The sequence below is a fragment of the Microbacterium sp. 2FI genome, assembly GCF_005502885.1.
In the GTDB taxonomy this organism is placed as follows: Bacteria; Actinomycetota; Actinomycetes; order Actinomycetales; family Microbacteriaceae; genus Microbacterium.
Map to the genome: position 1 here is coordinate 49,552 of NZ_SCMR01000013.1, position 20,316 is coordinate 69,867.

A 20,316-nucleotide genomic window follows, 5' to 3' on the forward strand; every position below is an offset into this window, starting at 1 on the left:
CCTACGCGTCGGCGGGAATTCGCCAATCCACCGGCGTAGCACCCTGTGCGACGAGCAGGTCGTTCGCGCGCGAGAACGGCCTCGAGCCGAAGAATCCGCGGCTCGCCGACAGCGGCGAGGGGTGCGGCGACGTGATGAACGGCGTCGATCCGAGGAGCGGTGCGAGGTTCGCAGCATCCTTCCCCCACAGGATCGCGACCAGCGGCGCGTCGCGCGCGACGAGCGTGCGGATGGCGTGCTCGGTCACCTTCTCCCAGCCCCAGCCCCGGTGGGATGCCGCCTCCCCCGGCGCGACGGTGAGCACGCGGTTGAGCAGCAGCACTCCCTGATCGCTCCAAGCCGACAGGTCGCCGTGCGGCGCGGGCGGGATGCCGAGATCGTCCGAGAGCTCGCGGTAGATGTTCGACAGGCTCCGCGGGAGCGGCCGCACGTGCCGCTCGACCGCGAACGACAGCCCGATCGCGTGGCCCGGCGTCGGGTAGGGGTCCTGCCCGACGATGAGCACCCGCACATCGGCGAGCGGCCGCTGGAACGCGCGCAGCACGCGGTCACCGGCCGGGAGATACCCGCGGCCCGCCGCCGTCTCGGCGCGGAGCCGCTCACCGAGCGCCGCGATATCGCCGGCGACGGGCTCGAGAGCGGTCGCCCACCCCGGGTCGATGAGACCGGCCTCGGCGAGAGCTGGGAGCGTCATCGCCATCGATCAGTGCGCATCCTCGTCGAGGACGGATCCCTCCGCCGACCACGGGAAGTCGATCCACAGCCCGGTGTCCTTCCACGCGTAGTCGGGCTGGATGATCGTCGACGGCTTCGTGTAGATCGTCGCCGACCGGACCTCGGCCCCGCGCTCCTGCAGCAGCCGGACGGCGAGTGCGAGCGTGCGCCCGCTGTCGGCGACGTCGTCCACGAGAAGCACGCGGCGGCCGTCGAGGTAGCTCATGTCGAGAGCCGGCGGCAGCACCTCAGGGGCATCGAGGACGGTGCCGATCCCGGTGTAGAACTCGACGTTGATCGCCCCGCAGTTCTTGATGCCGAGGGCATAGGCGAGGGCGCCTGCGGGCAGGAGCCCGCCGCGCGCGATCGCGACGACGACCTCGGGTACGAAGCCGTCCGCGACGATCGCGCGGGCGACATCGCGCGATGCGGTGCCGAAGGCCTCCCAGGTGAGCGTCTCGCGCTCGATCGCCACGTTCTCCACAGGCTCGCCTCCCGGCACTCGATCCCCTCAGACTAGGGCGGCTGCGGTGTTATCCTCGCCCTCGTGTCTCGCGCCTCCTCTGCCGCCGACCGCCTGCGCGGCTCGGCCCTCGGCATCACCGCCGGCCTCATCGGCTGGTTCGTCCTGGTCGAGGTGACCAGCGGCATCCTCCAGGGCTTCTACGTGCCGCTGTTCAGCGACATCGTGACCGCGCTCGGCGTCCACGACTCCGACGTGAACTGGTTCGAGGCCGCGCAGCTGCTGCTGTCGGCACTCGTGGTGCCGGTGCTCGCGAAGCTCGGCGACATGTACGGGCACAAGCGGATCCTGCTGATCGCCGCGATCCTCACTGCGGGCGCGAGCTGGTGGCTCGCCTTCGCCGGCGACTTCTGGAGCTTCCTCATCGCGTGGGCGCTGCAGGGGTTCTACGTCGTCTGGCTGCCGTTGGAGATCGCCCTGATCTTCGAGCGCGGCCGACGCCAGAACCGCGGGGTCTCCCTCACCCGGCGTGCCGCGGGCCTGCTCGTCGTCGGTCTCGAGGCCGGCGCCATCATCGGCGCCCTCGCGGCCGGACGCATCTTCGCCGCGACCGGCGGAGATCTGACCCTGACGCTGATGGTGCCGGCGATCGTCGTGACGCTCGTGTGCTTCGTGATCTGGCTCGGCGTCCCCGAGTCCGAGCCGTCGCCCGGGCGCCGGCTCGACACGTGGGGCTTCGTGATCCTCGCGTGGGGGCTGCTGCTTGTCACGAGCGCCCTCGTCTACATGCGCCTGATCGGCGAGCTCGATCTCGGGGCCGGCGCCTGGTGGTGGGTCGTCGCGCTCCTCGCCCTCGGCGCGGCGGTGTTCGTATGGTTCGTGCGGTACGAGCTGCGTCAAGACGACCCCGCGATCGACATCCGAGTCCTCCGGCGCCCCGAGATGTGGCCCGTGCAGGCGACGGCGTTCCTCATCGGCATCAGCCTGCTCGGCGCACAGGGCCCGCTGTCGACCTACGCCGGCACCGACTCCTCGCTCGGCTACGGGCTCGGCCTCGACGCCACCGGCCGCTCGAACGTGATCGGCATCTACCTCGTGTCGCTCATCGTGGGCGCCATCCTCTTCGCCGTCACCTCACGGCGCGCGAACCCGCGCCTGATCCTGATCGTCGCCTCGACGATGGTCGGCGTCGGGTACCTGCTGTTCATCCCCTTCCACGTCGAGCTCTGGCAGGTGCTGTTGAACCTCTCGATCGCCGGCCTCGGATCCGGCGCCCTCGTCGGAGCCCTGCCCGCCGCCGCAGCCGCCGCGGCACCACAGGGCCAGACCGGCGTGGCGTCGGCGCTCACGAACACGACCAAGACGATCGGCGGCACGTTCGCCTCGGCGGTCTTCGGCGTCGTGCTCGCGGCGGGCGCCGGCATCGTCGCGAGCGAAACGGCGGCGGCCCTCGGCGGCTACCTGGCGGTGTGGGCGATCTGCGCCGCCGGCGGCTTCCTCGCCGCAGTGCTGCTCTTCTTCGTGCCCAAGGTCGCGTTCGCCGACGAGATGCCCGACGAGGCCGAGGCTGTCGCCGGAGAATCGCAGATCATCTGACGCGGATCAGTCCGCGGTGCGAGGGCGCAGCGGCCCCCGCGCGAGCAGGTGCTGCGCCGACTGGGCGACCGGCCGCATCGTCACGAGGTCGAGGTTCACGTGGCCGGGGGCATCCAGCGCGTAGACGATCACGTCGGCGACATCGCCCGCGGTCAGCGGAGCCTCGACGCCCTCGTACACGCGCTCGGCCGCGTTCGCGTCGCCGCCCAGGCGGTTGAGGGTGAACTCGGGCGTGTGGACCATGCCGGGTGCGATCTCGATGACCCGGATCGGCTCGCCGTTGAGCTCGAGGCGCAGGGCGTGCGCGAGCATCGCCTCCCCGGCCTTCGCGGCGTTGTAGCCGGCCCCGCCGGCGTAGGCGGTGACCGCCGCGGTCGAGGTGACGAAGAGCGTGTCGGCGTGGCCGGTCTCGGCCGCACCGCGGCGCAGCAGCGGCAGCAGGGCCGCGACCACCCGCTGGGCCGAGAGCACGTTGACATCGAACATCCACTGCCAGTCGGAGACCAGGCCGTCTTCGACGCGGTCGGTGCCGCGCGCACCGCCGGCGACATGCACGAGGGAGTGCACCGGTCCGGAGTCGGCGAGGAAGGCGGCGAGGGCTGCGACGTCCGCATCGCTGGTGAGATCGGCGGCGAACGCGACCGCTCCCGTCTCGGCTTCGATCTCAGCCAGCCGGTCGGCGCGACGGGCCACCGCCACGACCTCCCAGCCCCGTTCCCGGAGAGCCCGAGCGGTCGCCTCGCCGATTCCGGAACTGGCTCCGGTCACCACTGCACGTCTGTTCGCCATGTAACCCACGCTAACGCCGGGTTACGGCAGATTTCCCCATCGTTGGCGATCGGCGGGAGGCTCCGTACTGTCGGAGACGGCCGCAGACACTTCGTCATCGGCATCCGACCCCGCAGGAGCAAGCCAATGTCCGCACCCGAGAACTGGCGTTTCGAGACCAAGCAGATCCACTCCGGAGCCCAGCCCGATCCGGTCACCAAGGCTCGCGCCACGCCGATCTACCAGACGACGTCGTACGTGTTCGACAACGCCGACCACGCCGCGAACCTGTTCGCCCTGGCCGAGTTCGGCAACATCTACACGCGCATCCAGAACCCGACGCAGGCTGTCGTCGAGGAGCGCCTGGCTGCCCTCGAGGGCGGCACCGGCGCGCTGCTCGTGGCCAGCGGCCAGGCCGCCGAGACCTTCGCGGTGCTCAACATCGCCGAAGCCGGCGACCACATCGTCTCGTCGTCGTCGATCTACGGCGGCACGTACAACCTGTTCAAGTACACCCTCGCCAAGCTCGGCATCCAGACGACCTTCGTCGAGAACCAGGACGACCCCGAGGAGTGGCGCGCCGCGGTGCGCCCGAACACGAAGCTCTTCTTCGCCGAGACGATCGGCAACCCGAAGATCAACGTGCTCGACATCCGCACCGTCGCCGACGTCGCCCACGAGGCCGGCATCCCCCTCATCGTCGACAACACGATCGCGACGCCGTACCTCATCAAGCCGTTCGAGTTCGGTGCCGACATCGTCATCCACTCGGCTACGAAGTTCCTCGGCGGCCACGGCACCGTCATCGGCGGCGTCATCGTCGACGGCGGCACGTTCGAGTGGTCGAAGAACGTCGAGAAGTTCCCCGGCCTCACCGAGCCCGACCCCAGCTACCACGGTGCGAGCTACACCGCCGCGGTCGGCGACGGCCTGGCCTACATCATCAAGGCCCGCGTGCAGCTGCTGCGCGACCTCGGCGCCGCCATCTCGCCGCAGAGCGCTTGGCTGCTCATCCAGGGCATCGAGACCCTGTCGCTGCGCATCGAGCGTCACGTGCAGAACGCGCAGGAGATCGCGGAGTGGCTCGAGAACCTCGACGACGTCGCGTCGGTCAACTACTCGGGGCTTCCCACGTCGCCCTGGTACGCCAAGGCGAACGAGTACGCCCCCAAGGGCGTCGGTGCGGTGCTGTCGTTCGAGCTCAAGGGCGGGGTCGAGGCCGGACGCACGTTCGTCAACTCGCTGAAGCTCTTCAGCCACCTCGCCAACATCGGCGACGTGCGCTCGCTCGTGATCCACCCCGCCTCCACCACCCACTCGCAGCTCACGCCCGAGCAGCAGCTCACCACCGGCGTGACGCCGGGCCTCGTGCGCCTCTCGGTGGGCCTCGAGAACATCGACGACCTCAAGGCCGACCTCGAGCAGGCTCTCGCAGCCGCTCGTCGCGTGTCCGAGGCCGCGCGCGCGTAACGACCTCCTCATCGACGCGGACGGATGCCGCGGCCCACGCCGGGCCGCGGCATCCGTCGTCCGATCCCCCACATGCCGCCCCGCGCGCCGTAACACGCGGCCCGCCGCGCCGGCGGCAGACCAGAATGGGCCTCATGGACTGGCAGACCTCCGAAGACACCGTGCCCTCGGCACCGGTGACGGAGGCCGACGCGCGCCTGCTGCTCGGGCGCCCGCCCGCCACCGGCGCGTGGCGCGACGGGGATCCGGCCGGCGACCGGCACTTCGCGGCATTCGGATCGTTCCGCACCGAGGTCGGGCAGGAGCTGCCCGCCTACCGCCTCGCTTTCGAGACGTGGGGCGAGCTCAACGCAGCCCGCGACAACGCGGTGCTCGTGCTCCACGCACTCACGGGCGACAGCCACGTGCGCGGCGCCGCAGGACCCGGTCACCCCACGTCGGGCTGGTGGGACGACATCGTGGGCCCCGGCGGCCCGATCGACACCGACCGGTGGTTCGTGGTCGCCCCGAACATGCTGGGCGGCTGCCAGGGCTCGACGGGCCCGGCCAGCATCGCCCCCGACGGCTACGAATGGGCGTCGCGCTTCCCGTACCTCACGATCCGCGACCAGGTCGGCGCACAGGTGCGGCTGGCCGACGCCCTCGGGATCGACGTGTGGGCCGCCGTCGTCGGCGGCTCGATGGGCGGCATGCACGCCCTCGAGTGGGCGGTGGGCGTCCCCGACCGGGTCGCGAGAGTCGGCATCCTCTCCGCTCCCCCGGTCAACACCGCCGACCAGATCGCCCTCAACTCGGTGCAGCTCGAGGCCATCCGCATCGACCCGCGGTTCCAGGCCGGCGAGTACTACGACGCCGCCGACGGCGACGGCCCGAACCGCGGCCTCGCCCTCGCACGGCGCATGGCGCTGCTGAACTACCGCTCCCCCACCGAGCTCAACCAGCGCTTCCAGCGCTCGTGGCAGTCGGGTGTGAGCCCGCTCGGGCTCGGCGGGCGCTTCGCGGTGGAGTCCTACCTCGACTTCCACGGCAACAAGTTCACACGGCGCTTCGACGCGAACAGCTACATCACCCTCGTCGAGGCGATGAACTCCCACGACGTCGGCCGGGATCGCGGCGGCGTCGACGATGCGCTCGCCCGCGTCACCGCGACCGCGCTCGTGCTCGGGATCGACAGCGACCGGCTGTTCCCGATCGAGGGTCAGCACCGCATCGCCCGCGGCCTCCGCACGACCCTCGACGGCGACGCGGCCGTCGTGCTCTCGAGCGACTTCGGGCACGACGGATTCCTCATCGAGACGCACCTGGTGGGCGCGCACCTGCGTCGACTGCTCGCGGCCTGAGCTGTCAGCTTCGCGGCCGCGCCCAGCGGAGCTGCGCGACCAGTCCGCGGCCGACATAGATCACGGCGCCCGACACGGCGAGGACGATCCCCCACAGCGTCGCGAGCACGGGCCATTGCCCACCCGTGGCCGGCAGCGCTCCGGGCAGTGGCGTCGGCGGCGTCTCCTCGCCGGGGTCCACCGGCGGCTCGGGATCAACGGGGTCCACCGGATCGACGGGGTCGATCGGGGCCGCGAGTGCGATCTCGATCTCGTCGTAGTTGTCGGCGCTCTGGGAATCCTGAGCCGCCGAACCGACCAGCGCCCCGTTGCGAACGGACCGCATCTCCGAGTCGGGGAGTACGGTGATGAGCACTCGGGCGGTCGCACCGACCTCCAGCCCCCCGATCTCGCATGTCACGATGTCGAGGCCCTCCGGGTTCGTCAGCCCGCAGGTTCCGCCGGTCGTGGACACGAAGGCGAACCCGGGTTCGAGGGTGTCGCTGACGACGACGCGAGGAGCAGACTGCGGACCGCGGTTGACGACGTCGATCGCGAACACGAGCGGGCTTCCCGCCGTCGGCTCCGCCGTCACGACCGACTTCGAGACGGCGGTATCGGCGAGCACGAATGCGTCCACGACGACGGATGCCGCATCGTTCGCCGGCTCCGGATCCGGCGTAGCCGACGAGACACGGACGGCGTTCTCGACCGGACCCGGCTCGAGTCCGGCAGGCAGCGCGAGGACGATGGTCGCTGAGGCCGTCGCTCCGGGCGCGAGCGTCGGCGCGGTGCACGAGACGACACTGTCGGCGAAGGTGCACGCGAGTGAGTCGTGGCCGGTCGCGGACACGAAGCCGAGACCGGCGGGGATCGGGTCGACCGTGACGACGTCCGTCGCCACCGACGGGCCGGTATTGGTCACCGAGGCGGTGTAGGTCACGTTCGATCCGACCCGGTAGCCGTCGGCATCGGCGGTCTTCGCCGCGACCAGGTCGGCCGAGGCGACGATGGCGACCGAGGCCTCGCTGATGTTGTTGGAGAAGTCGAGATCGCCGCCGACGATCTGCGACGACGCCCCGGCGGTGTTGATCACCGTCGTGGGCGCCGTATCGGCCGCGATCCGACCCGAGACTCGGACGGTGCGGCTTTCGCCCGCGGCCAGTGTGCCGATGAGGCACTGCACGTAGGTCGTCCCCTGCTCGGTGGCGAGGTTGCAGGCCGGATCCGATTCCGCCGGCTCGAAGACCATCTCCGGCGGCAGGATGTCGGCGACATCGACGATCTCGGCATCGGACGGGCCCGCATTGGTGACGACGAGGCTGAACCCGGCGATCGCACCCGCCGCGACCTCGGCCGCGTCGGACACCTTCGTGATCGCGATGTCGGCGACGGCGACGACGCGCTGCGTCACGTCATCGGAGGCCTCCGCCGAGATCGGCGAGGTGACCGTCGCGGTGTTCGTCAGCATGGTCCCGGTCGACAGGCTCGGCGCGGCCACTCCCGACACCGTGATGAGCACCGGCGGCGGCTGGGGGATCCTTCCGGGACCGAGCACCGTCCCGAGTGAGCACGTCACCGTGCTCGGCAGTGTGATCTCGCACGTGCCCTGCGTGCTCGTTACCGCCGTGGGCAGGAGTCCGGGCGGCAGCGTATCGGTCACCACGACGTCCGGTGCATCCGCTGCGCCCTCGCGCGTGATGTCCACGATGTTCTCGACCGCGAGCTGGTACCCGAACGGCGTCCCCGGCACGATGTCGGGCTCGCCGTCCTCGTCGACGTCGCGACCCCCGACGACGGTCTTGTCGATCGTGAGCGTCGCGACCGGTTCGGTGACGGTGATGGGCGCCTGCGAGGTGTTGTCGGAAGCGTCGGGGTCGGGTGTCCCCGAGGTGACCGTCGCCGTGTTCACATACGCGCCCGCCGGCGCGTTCGACAGCGTCACCCCGTCGACCTGGATGCGCCAGCTCGCGTCCCCCGGCCCGAAGACGGGCAGGTCTCCGATCGGGCACTGCAGGTCGCCCCCGCTCCACGAGCAGGACGCGGTGATGTCGAGGGGCTCGGCATCGACGCGCACCACGACGACCCGGTTGACGAAGAAGTCGGTCATCGTCGAGGCGTCCACGACCACGACGTCTCGCGCGATGCTCGGACCGTCGTTGCGGATGTCGAGTCCGTAGCCGGTGTTGGTTCCCGCGGGGGCGGAGGACGGCACCGTGAACGTGAAGTCCGGCAGGTCGAGCGAATACGTGCTCTTGACGATGCCGAGGTCGGCGGAGGTCACGACGGGGTTGGTGACGGACGTGAAGTTGTTCGACGAGACCGGATCCACCCGGTCGGGGTCGAGGAGGGTGATCTGGACGCTGTTGGTCAGCTGCGTGCCCTCGGGGAGATCCGGGTCGAGCTGCACCCGCACCGGGAAGACCGCCGCCCACTGCGAAGGCACGGTCGGCAGGTCGCACACCACCCGGTTCGGCTCCTCGAACCGGCACTCCGGCACGGAGTCCAGATACGTCACTCCGGGGGGCAGCGTGTCGACGACCTGGGCGGAGGCGGCATCCGAGGGTCCGAAATTGCCGACCGCCAGCCGGTAGGTGACGATCTCACCCGCGGCGAACGCCCTCGGCGGCGTCCCCGGCGCGGGCGGGAGGTCGGTCGTGTCCCACTTGAGGGCGATGAGGTCGGAGATCGCGCGCGCCGTCACGGTGGCGGTCGCGATGTTGTTCCCCGTTGCCGGGTCGGTCGTCGTGCTGCCGACGGTCGCGGTGTTCACAGCACCGGTCTGCAGGTCGAAGTCGGCCGGGATGTTCATGACGACCGACACGGTGGTCGACGCTCCCGGCGCCAGGTCACCGATCGCGCACGTGATCGTCGCCGCACCGTCGCACGTCACCCCCGGATCGCTCGTCACGCCCAGGAGGGTGAGCCCAGGCGGCGGCGGATCGGTGAGCACCACATCGCGGGCCGTCGATGGACCCGCATTCGTGACCACCATCGTGAACGTGACGTCGGCACCCGCGGCCGGCTGAACAGGGGCCGCGGTCTTCGTGATCGACACGTCGGCGAGGGCGCTGACCGTCGAGGTGGCCGTCGCGGCGTTGTCGGCAGGATCGGGGTCGGCCGTCGCCGACGTCGCCGTCGCCGTGTTCGTGAGCGCGCCCACTGCGGCGTCGGGGGCGACGTCGGCCACGATCGTCACCGTCGCCGACGTCGCCCCTCCCGACGCATCGGGGCCGGGCAGGTCCCCCAGGTCGCACGACACCGTCTGGCCGAGCGCGCACGTGCCTCGCGACGGCGTGACGCTGGTCGCGGTCAGCCCCGCGGGAAGCGCGTCGGCGAGGGTCACGCCGCGCGATGTCGACGGCCCCCGGTTCGTCACGACCACGGTGTACGTGATCTGCCCGCCCGCGACCACGTCGGCGGCGGTCTTGGTCGTCTCGATGTCGGCCTGCGGCTCGTCGACGGTCACCATGACGGAGTCGGTGTTGTCGGACGAGTCCGCATCGGGCGTGCTCGCGCTCGCGGTGGCGACATCGACGAGCGACGCACCCGCTGCGGCATCGGGCGAGACGCGCGCCCCCACGGTCATCAGTGCCGTAGCGCCTGGCGAGAGTCGCGGGAGCTCACAGCGGACCGCCGAGCCGCTCACCGTGCACGTCGCTCCGGCGAGCGCGGCCGAGGTCAGCACGAGGGCGTCATCCTGGACGGTGTCCGAGATCACGACGCCGACGGCATCCGAGGGCCCGTCGTTCCTGACGTTCACCGTGAACGTCGTCGTCGACCCCGGGGCGATCACGGAATCGGCTGCGGTCTTCACGACCGAGAGGTCGGCATCGCGCACGACGGCCGCCGTAGCACCGGCGGCGTTGTTGCCCGGCTCGGGATCCGCCGTCGCCGCGGTCACCGAGGCGACGTTGACGATCGATGCGACGGTCGACCCCGGCGGGATCTCGACGACGACGTCGACGTCGACGACCGCGCCGTCGGCCACGGTTCCCAGCGCGCACGTGACGACGCCGGCGGAGTGCGCGCAGTTCCCCTGCGATGTCGCCGCCGACACGAAGGTCACACCGGCCGGAAGCTGATCGGTCACGACGACGCCGGCCGAGGCGGTGGGTCCCGCGTTGGACACCGTCAGTGTCGAGGTCACCCGCGTGCCGGCGAGCCCGGTGCCCGGGCTCAGCGACTTCGCGATCGAGAGATCCGCAAGCGCGTCGACCGCGATCGTGGCGGGCGCGACGACGTAGGTGAGGTCGCGACCGAGTGTCGCGGCGCGATAGTCGAGCACGGCGGCGTTGATGAGGGTGGTTCCTGCCGCGCCCGCACCGACGAGGACCCGAATGCGGGCCTGCCACGTCGCGCCCACGCCGATCGTGCCGACCGCACAGCTCACATCGCGCCCCGAGCCCGTGCACGTGCCGGTTGTCGGCGTCGCCGAGAGGAACGTCGTGCCGGGCGGCAGCGTGTCGGAAAGCTCGACCTGGGTCGCGGGATCCTGGCCGGTGTTCGGGTAGGTCAGCGTGTATTCGAGCTCGTCGCCCGGAAGTGCCGGCGTGCGCCCCGCCAGATTCGCCACCGTCTTGGAGCTGGTCGAGAAGTCCGGCGCGAACAGGCGGATCGCCGTCGTCACGACCCCCGGGAAGTACCGGTCGCCGGTGCTCTCGAGCGAGATGGTGGCGCTCGTCGCGCCGTTGGGGATGCCGGTGGCGGCGAGGTTCTTGATGTCGAACCCGAGCATGTTCACGTGCGCAGGGCTGCGCGCGCCGACACTCGTGCCGTTGTCGTCGTTGGTGCCGTTGAAGAAGTTGCTGCCGCGCGAGAGCGGCGTCGTCGACAGCAGCGTGCTGTTCAGCCGCGCCGAGTCGCCCGAGGTCGAGAAGTCCCCCTCGTACGCCACCATGCCCAGCTGCGACTCGACCGGACCGACGACCGGAGTGCGGAACCCGGAGAGGTTGACCTGCTGCGGCTCGTCCCTGCCGACGTCGGCGAAGCCGTCGAACACCGTCAGATTGCGCAACGGCAGGCCGGGAGCGCGGTACACCACCACGAGCGACCAGCCGGCAAAGCGATCCTCACCCGTGCCGGCGACGACGTTCGCTCCCCAGTAGGTGCCTGGCCCGGCCGAGCGCACGAGCGCGGTGACATCGGAGAACTGCTGGTACGCCTGATCACCGCTGGTCGGCCCGAAGCCCGCCTGCGACGGGATCTGAGCGTACGACGCCGACCCCGGCACGCGAAGCTGCATCACCGTGCGATCGCCTACCCCTGCGGTGCCGCCGACGCCGCGGCTGAGGCGCGCGCCCCAGTAGAGGCCTGCCCACAGCACCTCGCCTGACGGCGGAGCGCTCACCTGGGCGCTCGACGAGTTGAAGGTGGAGGTGTCTGCGTCGGTGTCGAGGTGGGTCATCGCGAAGCCGTTGTTGTTCAGCGATGTGGTGCCGGCGCGGGTGCTCGCGCATCGACTGTCGCTCGCCGGGCACGAGAGCAGGTTGTTGCCGAAGATCGAGACCGTTCCGTTGTCGTCGGCCGAGAAGCGCGCCGCGAACGGCACGATCGGAACGGCGGTCGTCGGCGGCGCGACCACGAGCACCGAGGCGACGAGCAACAGGACGGCGAGCACCGCGACCACCGACCGCGATGCTCGTATGCGACCCCCCGCATGCGCCATCCCGGGCAGTGTAACAGCGCACTTCGATCCGCCGCAGGTCTCAGCGGACGGCGCGCTTCGGGCTCACCCGGTGCGCGTGTAGATCCACGGAAGCACGCCGACTTCGAGGCGATGACGGGATCCGGATGCTGCCGCCACGGCATCCGTCGGCTCGTCGTACTCGGCGTCGTCCTGCCAGAGCAGCAGGGGTCCGCCGGGGCCGCGCCGGGCGACCGTCTCGAACTGCTCCACGTCGCCCAGGCGCAGCGCCGCGAGGAGCGCGGTGGCGTCAGGCTGGCCACGGAGCGCGTCGAGAGTCACCCACGTCGGCGGATACAGCGTGAGCTCGCCCCGGCCGTGGCGCTCGAGGGCCTCGGCAGGCCGGATCCACTCCGCGCGGATCGCCTCGTCGGGCGAGAGCGCGAGCCCCGCCACCGCCGGCGGATCGGGAAGGTGCACCGCGAAGAACCACGTGCGGATGCGCAGCGGCAGCCCCGGCGGCGGGTCCCAGCACGAGATCGTGACGAGGTCTTCGGCACCCACCACCAGGCCGGTCTCCTCATGCGTCTCGCGCACACCGGCACGACGGGCGGAGTCGACCTCGGGCTCGCCGGCGTCGTCTCGATCGGCGTCATCGAGCTTGCCGCCCGGAAACACCCACGCCCCCGCGAACGACCCTCGGTCGGGGCGCTCGAGCAGCAGCACCTCGGGGCCGGTGGCGCCGTCGCGGACGATCACGACGGTCGCGGCGACCGGGATACCGGGGTCCGACGCATCTTCCGGCCGACGCGGGCGCGAGTCGCCGACGGCGTCTGCGAGCACCCGGAACGCCGACGTCACGCGGTCGTGGGGCTCCGGCATCCGCTCAGCCTAGTCGCGCGGTCGAAACCGCCACCCGCGGTCGCCGACGCCTGGCGCGGTTACCGCTTTCGACAGCGCGAACGCGACGCCAGCCCACGAAGGCACGCCGTCGTCAGACGAGCGCACCCGCCCGCCGGCGCTCGGCCGCGAGGCTCGCCACGGCGATGCCGAGACCGCCGAGCGCGAGCAGCACGCCGACCCAGGCGGGTGCGACGAAGCCCCAGCCGGCGGCGATCACGAGACCGCCGAGGAAGGCGCCGAGGGCGTTTCCGATGTTGAGGGCGGAGTGGTTGAGGGCCGCCGCGATCGACTGGTTGTCTTCTGCGACGTCCATGAGCCGTGTCTGGATCGTCGGGCTGAGGGCCGCCGAGACGAAGCCGGTGAGGAAGACGAAGAAGGCGAGAGCCCAGATCCAGTGCGAGGTCACCGCGAGCAGCGCCTGCACCACGGCGAGCGCGAGCAGCCCGCCGACGAGCGTGCGCTTGAGATCGACGTCGGCGAGATGGCCGCCGACGAGGTTGCCGATCGTCATGCCGAGGCCCATCAGCACGAGCACGATGGGGACCACCCATTCGGGCGACCCGGCGACCTCGGTCACCATCGGCGCGACGTAGCTGTACACGGCGAAGAAGCCGCCGAACCCGATGGCGCCGACCCCGAGCGCGAGCCACACCTGGCCGATGCGGAAGACCTTCAGCTCCGCGCGCAGCGTCCGCCCCGGGTCGCCCGGGTGCTCTGGCACGAAGAAGGCGATGAGGACCGTGGCGGCGCCGAAGATCGCCGCCACCACCATGAACGCCGCGCGCCAGCCCACCTGCTGGCCGAGGTAGGTGCCCAGCGGCACGCCGACCACGTTGGCGACCGTGAGACCGGTGAGGACGAACGCGACGCCCTTCGCCCGCTGTCCGGGGCCGAGCACGTCGGCGGCGACGAGCGCCCCGATGCCGAAGTATGCGCCGTGCGGGAGTCCGGCGAGGAAGCGGGATGCCGCGACCAGCTCGAACGTCGGGGCGAGGAAGGTCAGCGCGTTGAAGACGGTGAGGGCGAGAGCGAGCCCGATCATCACGCGATGCCGCGGGTACTTCGCGACGCTGCCGGCGATCGTCGGCGCTCCGACGACGACCCCGAGCGCGTACAGCGTGATGAGCCACCCGGTCTGGGCGATGGCGTCGGCCGAATCCGCCGCCCACAGGGTCGGCAGCAGATCTTCGGCGATGTTCGGCAGCAGGCCCATGACGACGAATTCGGTCATGCCGATGCCGAAGCTGCCGACGGCGAGGGAGAGGAGCGCCCACGTCGCCGCCCCCCTCGTGAGGTTCGAGGAGGTCACCGGCTCATGCTAGTGGCCGCCGCGGCATCCTGTCGAATCGATTCGAGCGGATGCCGTGATCGCCCGCTCAGTCGTCGTCGACCGAGCCCTCCGCGCGTTCGATCGCGGCCTCGAGGCGGTCGATCTTGCCGTCGAGCTCGCCCGAGAAGCCCGGACGGATGTCGGCTTTCAGCACGAGCGAGACCCGCGAGCCGAACGGCATGACTGCGTCGGTCGCCCGACGGACGACGTCCATCACCTCGTCCCACTCCCCCTCGATCTCGGTGAACATCGATGTCGTGCGGTGCGGCAGACCGCTGTCGCGGACGACGCGCACAGCGGCTGCGACCGCGTCGTGGACCGAGCCGTCGGCACGGCCGGTTCCGGATGGGGCGACGGAGAAGGCGACGAGCATGGGGAACCTCCGGGTTCGGGATCGGGGATGGGAAGTGGTTCAGGGAGCGGATGCCGGCACCGCCGCGCCGCGGCGGCGGGTGCGCACGAGGACGAGGCGCACCAGTGTCCATCCGAACAGCAGGACGAGCAGCAGATTGCGCGCGACGAGGGCGAACACCCCGAACGGCTCCAGCACGAGGATGCCGTCGTACCAGAACGGGAAGATCCCCTGCGTGACGGCCAGGATGACGAGCGCGAGCACGGCCGGCAGCGCCCAAAGCCGCCGGTTGAGGACGAGACCGATGACGAGCGGCGGGATGAGCCAGGTCATGTACTGCGGCGATCCGACCTTGTTGAGCACGATGAAGCCGAGCACGAGGGCGAGGGCGAGCGGCGGGAAGAGTCCGGCGAAGGTCGCACCGCGCCAGGCCTGGAGGGCGCCGATACCGGCGATCAGCAGCATCCCGATCATGAGAATGGGGGTCATCGCGGCGATCACCGGATCGACCCACGGGCCGGTCACCTGGAACGTGATGAGGTCGGGGTCGTAGAACACCCACGCTCCCTCGACGCGAGCGAGGGCCATCAGCATGTAGAACGTGCTCACGGGCGCCTCGATCTGCAGGCCGCGCGTGGCCTGGTCGCCGATGAAGCCGAAAAGGTGCGCGGCCCCGCCCGCCGATACCACGAGCGCGATCGCGGCCGCCGATACCGCGGCCGCACCTCCCACGATCGCGAGCCGGCGCCTGACCGCGATGACCGCTGCGGCGAGGAGAGCCGCCGGCCACACTTTGATCCAGGTCGCGACGGCGAGGAGCACCGCAGCGACCCACGGCCGACCGACGAGCCATAGCGAACCAGCGATCGCCAGCGGCACCGTCACGGCGTCGAGGCGGAACATCCCGACGCCGCCGAGAGCGAGGATCGCCGCGAGCCAGAACCACGCCGCCGTCACGCGCCCGCGCGACCGGCCGCGACCGACCAGCAGGGCGAACGCGCACGCGTCGGCGACGGTCACGAGCAGCCCCCACGCGAGCGTGTAGTCCAGCGCCGGCGTCGCGAGCCCCGCGAGCAGGATCGGTATCTGCGCGAGGATCGGGTAGACCCAGTCCTCGGTGATGCCCGGCACGGCGTCACCGTTCTGCATCTGCCAGGCCCACCAGCGGTAGAGCTGATCGACATCCCACGACGCGGCATGGTCGCCGGCGAATCCGAGCGCGATCACGGCGGCGTGCACGAGCACGAACCCGACCCACAACGCCGCCCGCCTCGACACCCCACCATCCTAGGGAGCCGTCACGCCGCGGCCCGACGACGGGTGTCAGCGTGCGAGCGCTTCGGCGACGGCGAGCGGCAGGGCCTCTGCAACGTCGAGTGCGGTGATCGGCCCGCCGCCGCGGGCGTGTGACGCCAGCACGCCCGCGCGACCGTGCAGCCACGCCCCCGAGGCTGCGAGGGCTGCCAGCGACGCCGGGTCCGCCGGCCGATCGTCGGCCGCAGCGGCTGCGGCGAGCGCGCCGATGACGCCGGCGAGCACGTCGCCCGTTCCGGCTGTCGCCAGCCACGGTGTGCCGGCATCGACCAGGATCACGGTGCCGTCAGGAGCCGCGACGACGGTCACCGCGCCCTTCACGAGCACGACCGCGCCCGTCGCCTCCGCCGTCTCGATCGCGGCCGCGGTGCGGTCGCCGCGAGGAGCACCGAGACCGAGCGCCGCGCGGAGCCGCGCGTGCTCGCGCTCGTGCGGGGTCAGGATGCGCGGTGCCGAGGCGGACGACGCGAGATCGAGCGCCCCCGCGTCGACGACCACCGGATCGGTGTCGGCGAGGATGCCGCGGACGGTGTCGGTCTCGGCGCGAACGCGGGATGCCGTCTCGGTGCCCGACCCGACGACCCAGGCCTGGACGCGCCCCTCGGCGGTCACCGTCTCGGGTCGCCGCGCGAGCACGAGCGCGGTCGGGCGCACGGGCCCGAGGTAGCGGACCATGCCGAGCCCGGTGCGCCACGCCGCCTCGACGCCGAGGACGGCGGCACCCGGGTACGCTTCGGAGCCGGTGCGCATCCCCAGCACGCCCCGGGAATACTTGTCGTCGGCCGCCGTTGGCACCCGGAGGACGCGCCCCGCGTCCTCGATCGTCCACGACCGCGTCATGGCGCCACACTACCCGCGGAGCACCCGAATGAGCCTGCTGTTCTCCCCCCTCACCCTCCGCGGCATCACGATGCGCAATCGCCTGTGGGTCTCGCCGATGTGCCAGTACAGCGCCGTCGACGGCATCCCCCAGGAATGGCATCACACCCACCTCGCGCAGTTCGCGTCGGGCGGTGCGGGGCTGGTGGTCGCCGAGGCGACCGCGGTCTCGCCCGAGGGGCGCATCTCACCCGACGACACCGGGCTGTGGAACGACCGCCAGCGCGATGCGTGGGCGCCGATCGTCGCCGCGATCCGCTCGCGCGGCGCGGTAGCCGGCATCCAGCTCGCCCACGCCGGACGCAAAGCCTCGACGTGGTCGCCCTTCTCGGGCCACCGGGGATCCGTCGCAGTGGCCGACGGCGGCTGGCAGACTGCAGCGCCGTCGGCGATCGCGTTCGAGGGGTTCGAGACGCCCGCAGCCCTCGACACCGCCGGGATCGACGCGGTGGTCTCGGACTTCGCAGCCGCTGCCCGCCGTGCCATGGAGGCCGGGTTCGAGGTGCTCGAGGTGCACGCCGCCCACGGCTACCTGCTGCACCAGTTCCTCTCGCCGCTGTCGAACCGGCGCGACGACGAGTACGGCGGCTCGCTCGAGGGCCGCGCGCGGCTTCCGCTGCGCGTGATCGCCGCGGTTCGGGATGCCGCTCCGGCCGCTGCGCTGATCGTGAGGTTCTCGGCGACCGACTGGGCCGACGGCGGGTGGGATGCTGACGACACCGCGACGGTCGCGGGATGGGCGCGCGACCTCGGCGCGGACTTCTTCGACATCTCCAGCGGCGGGCTGGTCGCCCATCAGCAGATCACGACCGGCCCCGGCTACCAGGTCCCGCTCGCCGCGCACGTCCGCCGCGTCGCCGGGGTGCCCGTGAACGCCGTCGGCATGATCGACGACGCCGCGCACGCCGAGCGCATCCTCGCGGGCGGCGACGCGGATGCCGTGATGGCCGGCCGCGAGTGGCTCCGCGACCCGCACTACGGCCTGCGCGCGGCCGGCGAGCTCGGCGCCGACATCGACTACTGGCCGAAGCAGTACGTGCGCGCGCGGCTCTGAGCCGCGACGGTCACGGAACCTCGCGGTCAACGAGTCGCCGCGGTCACGGCATCCGGCGCACGCCGCGACGCGTCGCGTCCTGCACCTCGCCGATGAGCTCCTCGATGATGTCCTCGAGGAAGAGCACCCCGGTCGTCTCGCCCGCGGTGCTGCGCACCTGCGCGAGGTGACGCCCCGCCCGTCGCATGAGGGCGAGCGCATCCTCGAGATCGGTCGTCTCGAGCACCGGCACCATGTGGTGTATGCGCTTGGCGGGGATCGGGAGGGTGACGTCGGTCGCGGCATCCGCTCCCTCGGCCGCCCGCAGGATGTCCTTGAGGTGCACGTAACCCACGGGGGTGCCGGACTCGTCGACGATCACGTAGCGCGAGAAGCCGTGCTTCGCCACGGCGCGCTCGATCTTCGCCGGGGTCGTCGTCTCGGGGAGCGAGATGAGGTCGGCGAGGGGCACCGCGATGTCCTTCGCCTTCTTGTCGGTGAACTCCACCGCGGCTGCGACCGTTCCGGCCGCGTCGTCGAGAACGCCCTCGATGCGCGACTGGTTCACGATCGTCGCGACCTCTTCGAGCGTGAAGGTCGAGGCGGCCTCGTCCTTGGGCTCGACGCGGAACAGCCGCACGACGTGGTTCGCGATCCAGTTCAGGACGAAGATCACCGGGTGGAAGAGCTTCGAGATCCACACGAGCGGCGTGGCGAGCATCAGCACCGCCCGGTCGGGCAGCGAGAACGCCAGGTTCTTGGGCACCATCTCGCCGAACACGACGTGCAGGTACGACACGATCAGCAGCGCCACGATGAACGCGATGACGTCGACGGTGCCTTCGGCGAGGCCCGTGAGCGCGAGAGGCTCGGCGAGCAGGTGGTGGATGGCCGGCTCGGAGACGTTCAGGATCAGCAGCGAGCAGATCGTGATGCCGAGCTGGCTCGTCGCGAGCATGAGCGTCGCGTGCTCCATGGCGTAGAGCGCCGTCTTGGCCGAGCGAACGCCCCTCTCCGCGAGCGGCTCGATCTGCGAGCGCCGTGCCGAGATGACCGCGAACTCGGCGCCGACGAAGAACGCGTTCGCGATCAGCAGCACGACGAGCCATGCGATTCCCGCCCAGTCGTTCATCGGGTCTCACCCCCGTCGGTCGCCGCGTCGTCGTGCGGCATCGGGGTGGGGGTGAACCGCACGCGGTCGACGCGGCGGCCGTCCATGCGCTGAACCTCGATCGTGCCGTCCTCGACCTCGACCTCGTCGCCGGTGACGGGGATCCGCTCGAGCACGCTCATGATGTAGCCGCCCACGGTGTCGTACACGTCTCCTTCGGGGATCCGGATGCCGGTGCGGTCGAGCACCTCGTCGGGGCGCAGCTCGCCCGGGAAGATCACCGAACCCTCGGCGCGGACGACACCCGCGCGGCGGCGATCGTGCTCGTCCAGGACCTCGCCGACGATCTCCTCGACGAGGTCCTCGAGCGTCACGACGCCGGCAGTTCCGCCGTACTCGTCGACGACGATCGCCATCTGGTAGCCGCGGGCGCGCAGCTCCGACACGAGCACGTCGAGGTGCACGGCCTCGGGGACCCGCAAGGGCTCGGTCGCGAGTGCTGCAGCCGGCACGTCCGTCCGTCGCTCGCGCGGCACGCCGACGGCCGCCTTCAGGTGCACGATGCCGGAGATGTCGTCCATCGACTCGTCGTAGACCGGGAAGCGGCTGTGACCGGTGCGTCGCGCGAGCTGGATGACGTCTTCGGCCGACTCCTCGGCCGAGAGGGCGTGGATGCTGGGCCGCGGCGTCATGACATCGGCCGCCGTGAGCCTCGAGAAGGTGAGGCTGCGGTTCAGCAGCGACGCCGTGTCCTCCTCGAGGACGCCGGCGAGGGCCGAGCGCCGCACGAGGCTCGAGAGCTCCTCGGCCGTGCGCGCACCCGAGAGCTCCTCCTTGGGCTCGATCCCGACCGCCCGCAGCACGCCGTTGGCGCTGCCGTTGAGCACGACGATGGCAGGACGGAACACCGTGGTGAACGCGACCTGGAACGGGATCACGAGCTTGGCGGTCTGCCTCGGCACGGCGAGGGCGAAGTTCTTCGGAACGAGTTCGCCGATGATCATCGAGAAGATCGTCGCGATCGACACGGCGATGACCACCGCAAGCGGGCTCACGAGGCCAGACGGCAGCCCCCACGCGGTGAACACCGGGCGCAGGAGGTTCGAGATCGCCGGCTCCATCGTGTAACCGGTGAGCAGCGTCGTCAGCGTGATGCCCAGCTGCGCGCTCGAGAGGTGCGTCGAGGTGATCTTCAGAGCGCTGATCGTGAGCCCGAGGCGCGTCTCGCCGGATTCGCGGCGGGCCTCGAGGTCGGCGCGGTCGAGGTTCACGAGCGCGAACTCACTGGCGACGAACAGACCGGTACCTATCGTGAGCAGAAGCCCCACGCCCAACATGACGTAATCCATCACACGTCACCCCCGATCGAACGGGAGGCGGGTCGGTGGGGCGAGGGTCTGCAACTAGGAGGGTCGTCCATCGTGCCGACAAGTCTACG

General features: G+C 71.1%; 15 protein-coding genes. 4 read left to right on the forward strand and 11 right to left on the reverse strand.

The annotated features are described in order from the left end of the window. Position 1: 1 nt before the first annotated feature. Together FFS15_RS11720 and FFS15_RS11725 are read right to left on the reverse strand one after the other, a co-directional pair. Positions 2-700: a uracil-DNA glycosylase gene (locus FFS15_RS11720; protein WP_137845211.1), complete on the reverse strand. Its 699-nt coding sequence runs from the start codon at positions 698-700 to the stop codon at positions 2-4. A 3-nt stretch (positions 701-703) separates the two neighbouring features. Next, entirely contained in the window at positions 704-1,189 is a 486-nt protein-coding gene (locus FFS15_RS11725) for a phosphoribosyltransferase (RefSeq protein WP_137845258.1), read from the reverse strand. A gap of 72 nt (positions 1,190-1,261) precedes the next feature. On the opposite strand from FFS15_RS11725, the gene FFS15_RS11730 reads away from it, so the two are divergent. Next, positions 1,262-2,773: an MFS transporter gene (locus tag FFS15_RS11730; protein ID WP_249353996.1), complete on the forward strand. Its 1,512-nt coding sequence runs from the start codon at positions 1,262-1,264 to the stop codon at positions 2,771-2,773. A gap of 6 nt (positions 2,774-2,779) precedes the next feature. Here FFS15_RS11730 and FFS15_RS11735 read toward each other — a convergent pair whose 3' ends face one another. Further along, positions 2,780-3,562, reverse strand: coding sequence for an SDR family oxidoreductase (locus tag FFS15_RS11735; protein WP_171013177.1), 783 nt, complete (start codon positions 3,560-3,562; stop codon positions 2,780-2,782). Positions 3,563-3,688: 126 nt separating this feature from the next. Between FFS15_RS11735 and FFS15_RS11740 the strand changes: the two genes are divergently transcribed. Together FFS15_RS11740 and FFS15_RS11745 are read left to right on the forward strand one after the other, a co-directional pair. Continuing rightward, on the forward strand, positions 3,689-5,011 hold the full coding sequence (locus tag FFS15_RS11740; protein WP_137845212.1) for a bifunctional o-acetylhomoserine/o-acetylserine sulfhydrylase: 1,323 nt from the start codon (positions 3,689-3,691) through the stop codon (positions 5,009-5,011). A 134-nt stretch (positions 5,012-5,145) separates the two neighbouring features. Next, on the forward strand, positions 5,146-6,351 hold the full coding sequence (locus FFS15_RS11745) for a homoserine O-acetyltransferase (protein WP_137845213.1): 1,206 nt from the start codon (positions 5,146-5,148) through the stop codon (positions 6,349-6,351). A 4-nt stretch (positions 6,352-6,355) separates the two neighbouring features. On the opposite strand, the gene FFS15_RS11750 is transcribed toward FFS15_RS11745, so the two are convergent. From FFS15_RS11750 to FFS15_RS11775, 6 genes are all read right to left on the reverse strand, one after another. Next, complete coding sequence (locus tag FFS15_RS11750; protein ID WP_137845214.1) at positions 6,356-11,998, reverse strand: DUF11 domain-containing protein; 5,643 nt, start codon at positions 11,996-11,998, stop codon at positions 6,356-6,358. Positions 11,999-12,061: 63 nt separating this feature from the next. Further along, the gene (locus FFS15_RS11755) at positions 12,062-12,838 is read right to left on the reverse strand and encodes an NUDIX hydrolase (RefSeq protein ID WP_137845215.1); all 777 of its coding nucleotides are present in this window, start codon (positions 12,836-12,838) and stop codon (positions 12,062-12,064) included. A 112-nt stretch (positions 12,839-12,950) separates the two neighbouring features. Beyond that, positions 12,951-14,168: an MFS transporter gene (locus tag FFS15_RS11760; RefSeq protein ID WP_283205752.1), complete on the reverse strand. Its 1,218-nt coding sequence runs from the start codon at positions 14,166-14,168 to the stop codon at positions 12,951-12,953. 67 nt (positions 14,169-14,235) lie between these two features. Next, positions 14,236-14,562: a thiamine-binding protein gene (locus tag FFS15_RS11765; protein WP_137845216.1), complete on the reverse strand. Its 327-nt coding sequence runs from the start codon at positions 14,560-14,562 to the stop codon at positions 14,236-14,238. 39 nt (positions 14,563-14,601) lie between these two features. Next, complete coding sequence (locus FFS15_RS11770) at positions 14,602-15,819, reverse strand: glycosyltransferase 87 family protein (RefSeq protein ID WP_137845217.1); 1,218 nt, start codon at positions 15,817-15,819, stop codon at positions 14,602-14,604. 45 nt (positions 15,820-15,864) lie between these two features. After that, complete coding sequence (locus tag FFS15_RS11775) at positions 15,865-16,695, reverse strand: ADP/ATP-dependent (S)-NAD(P)H-hydrate dehydratase (protein WP_137845218.1); 831 nt, start codon at positions 16,693-16,695, stop codon at positions 15,865-15,867. A 28-nt stretch (positions 16,696-16,723) separates the two neighbouring features. Between FFS15_RS11775 and FFS15_RS11780 the strand changes: the two genes are divergently transcribed. Then, complete coding sequence (locus FFS15_RS11780) at positions 16,724-17,788, forward strand: NADH:flavin oxidoreductase/NADH oxidase (RefSeq protein ID WP_137845219.1); 1,065 nt, start codon at positions 16,724-16,726, stop codon at positions 17,786-17,788. A gap of 43 nt (positions 17,789-17,831) precedes the next feature. Here the strand turns inward: FFS15_RS11780 and FFS15_RS11785 are convergent, their stop codons facing one another. Both FFS15_RS11785 and FFS15_RS11790 read right to left on the reverse strand, forming a co-directional pair. After that, complete coding sequence (locus tag FFS15_RS11785; protein WP_137845220.1) at positions 17,832-18,899, reverse strand: hemolysin family protein; 1,068 nt, start codon at positions 18,897-18,899, stop codon at positions 17,832-17,834. Further along, a complete protein-coding gene (locus FFS15_RS11790) occupies positions 18,896-20,227 on the reverse strand; it encodes a hemolysin family protein (protein ID WP_137845221.1) in 1,332 nt (443 codons plus the stop codon). Before FFS15_RS11790 ends, FFS15_RS11785 begins: the two co-directional genes overlap by 4 nt. Positions 20,228-20,316 lie beyond the last annotated feature (89 nt).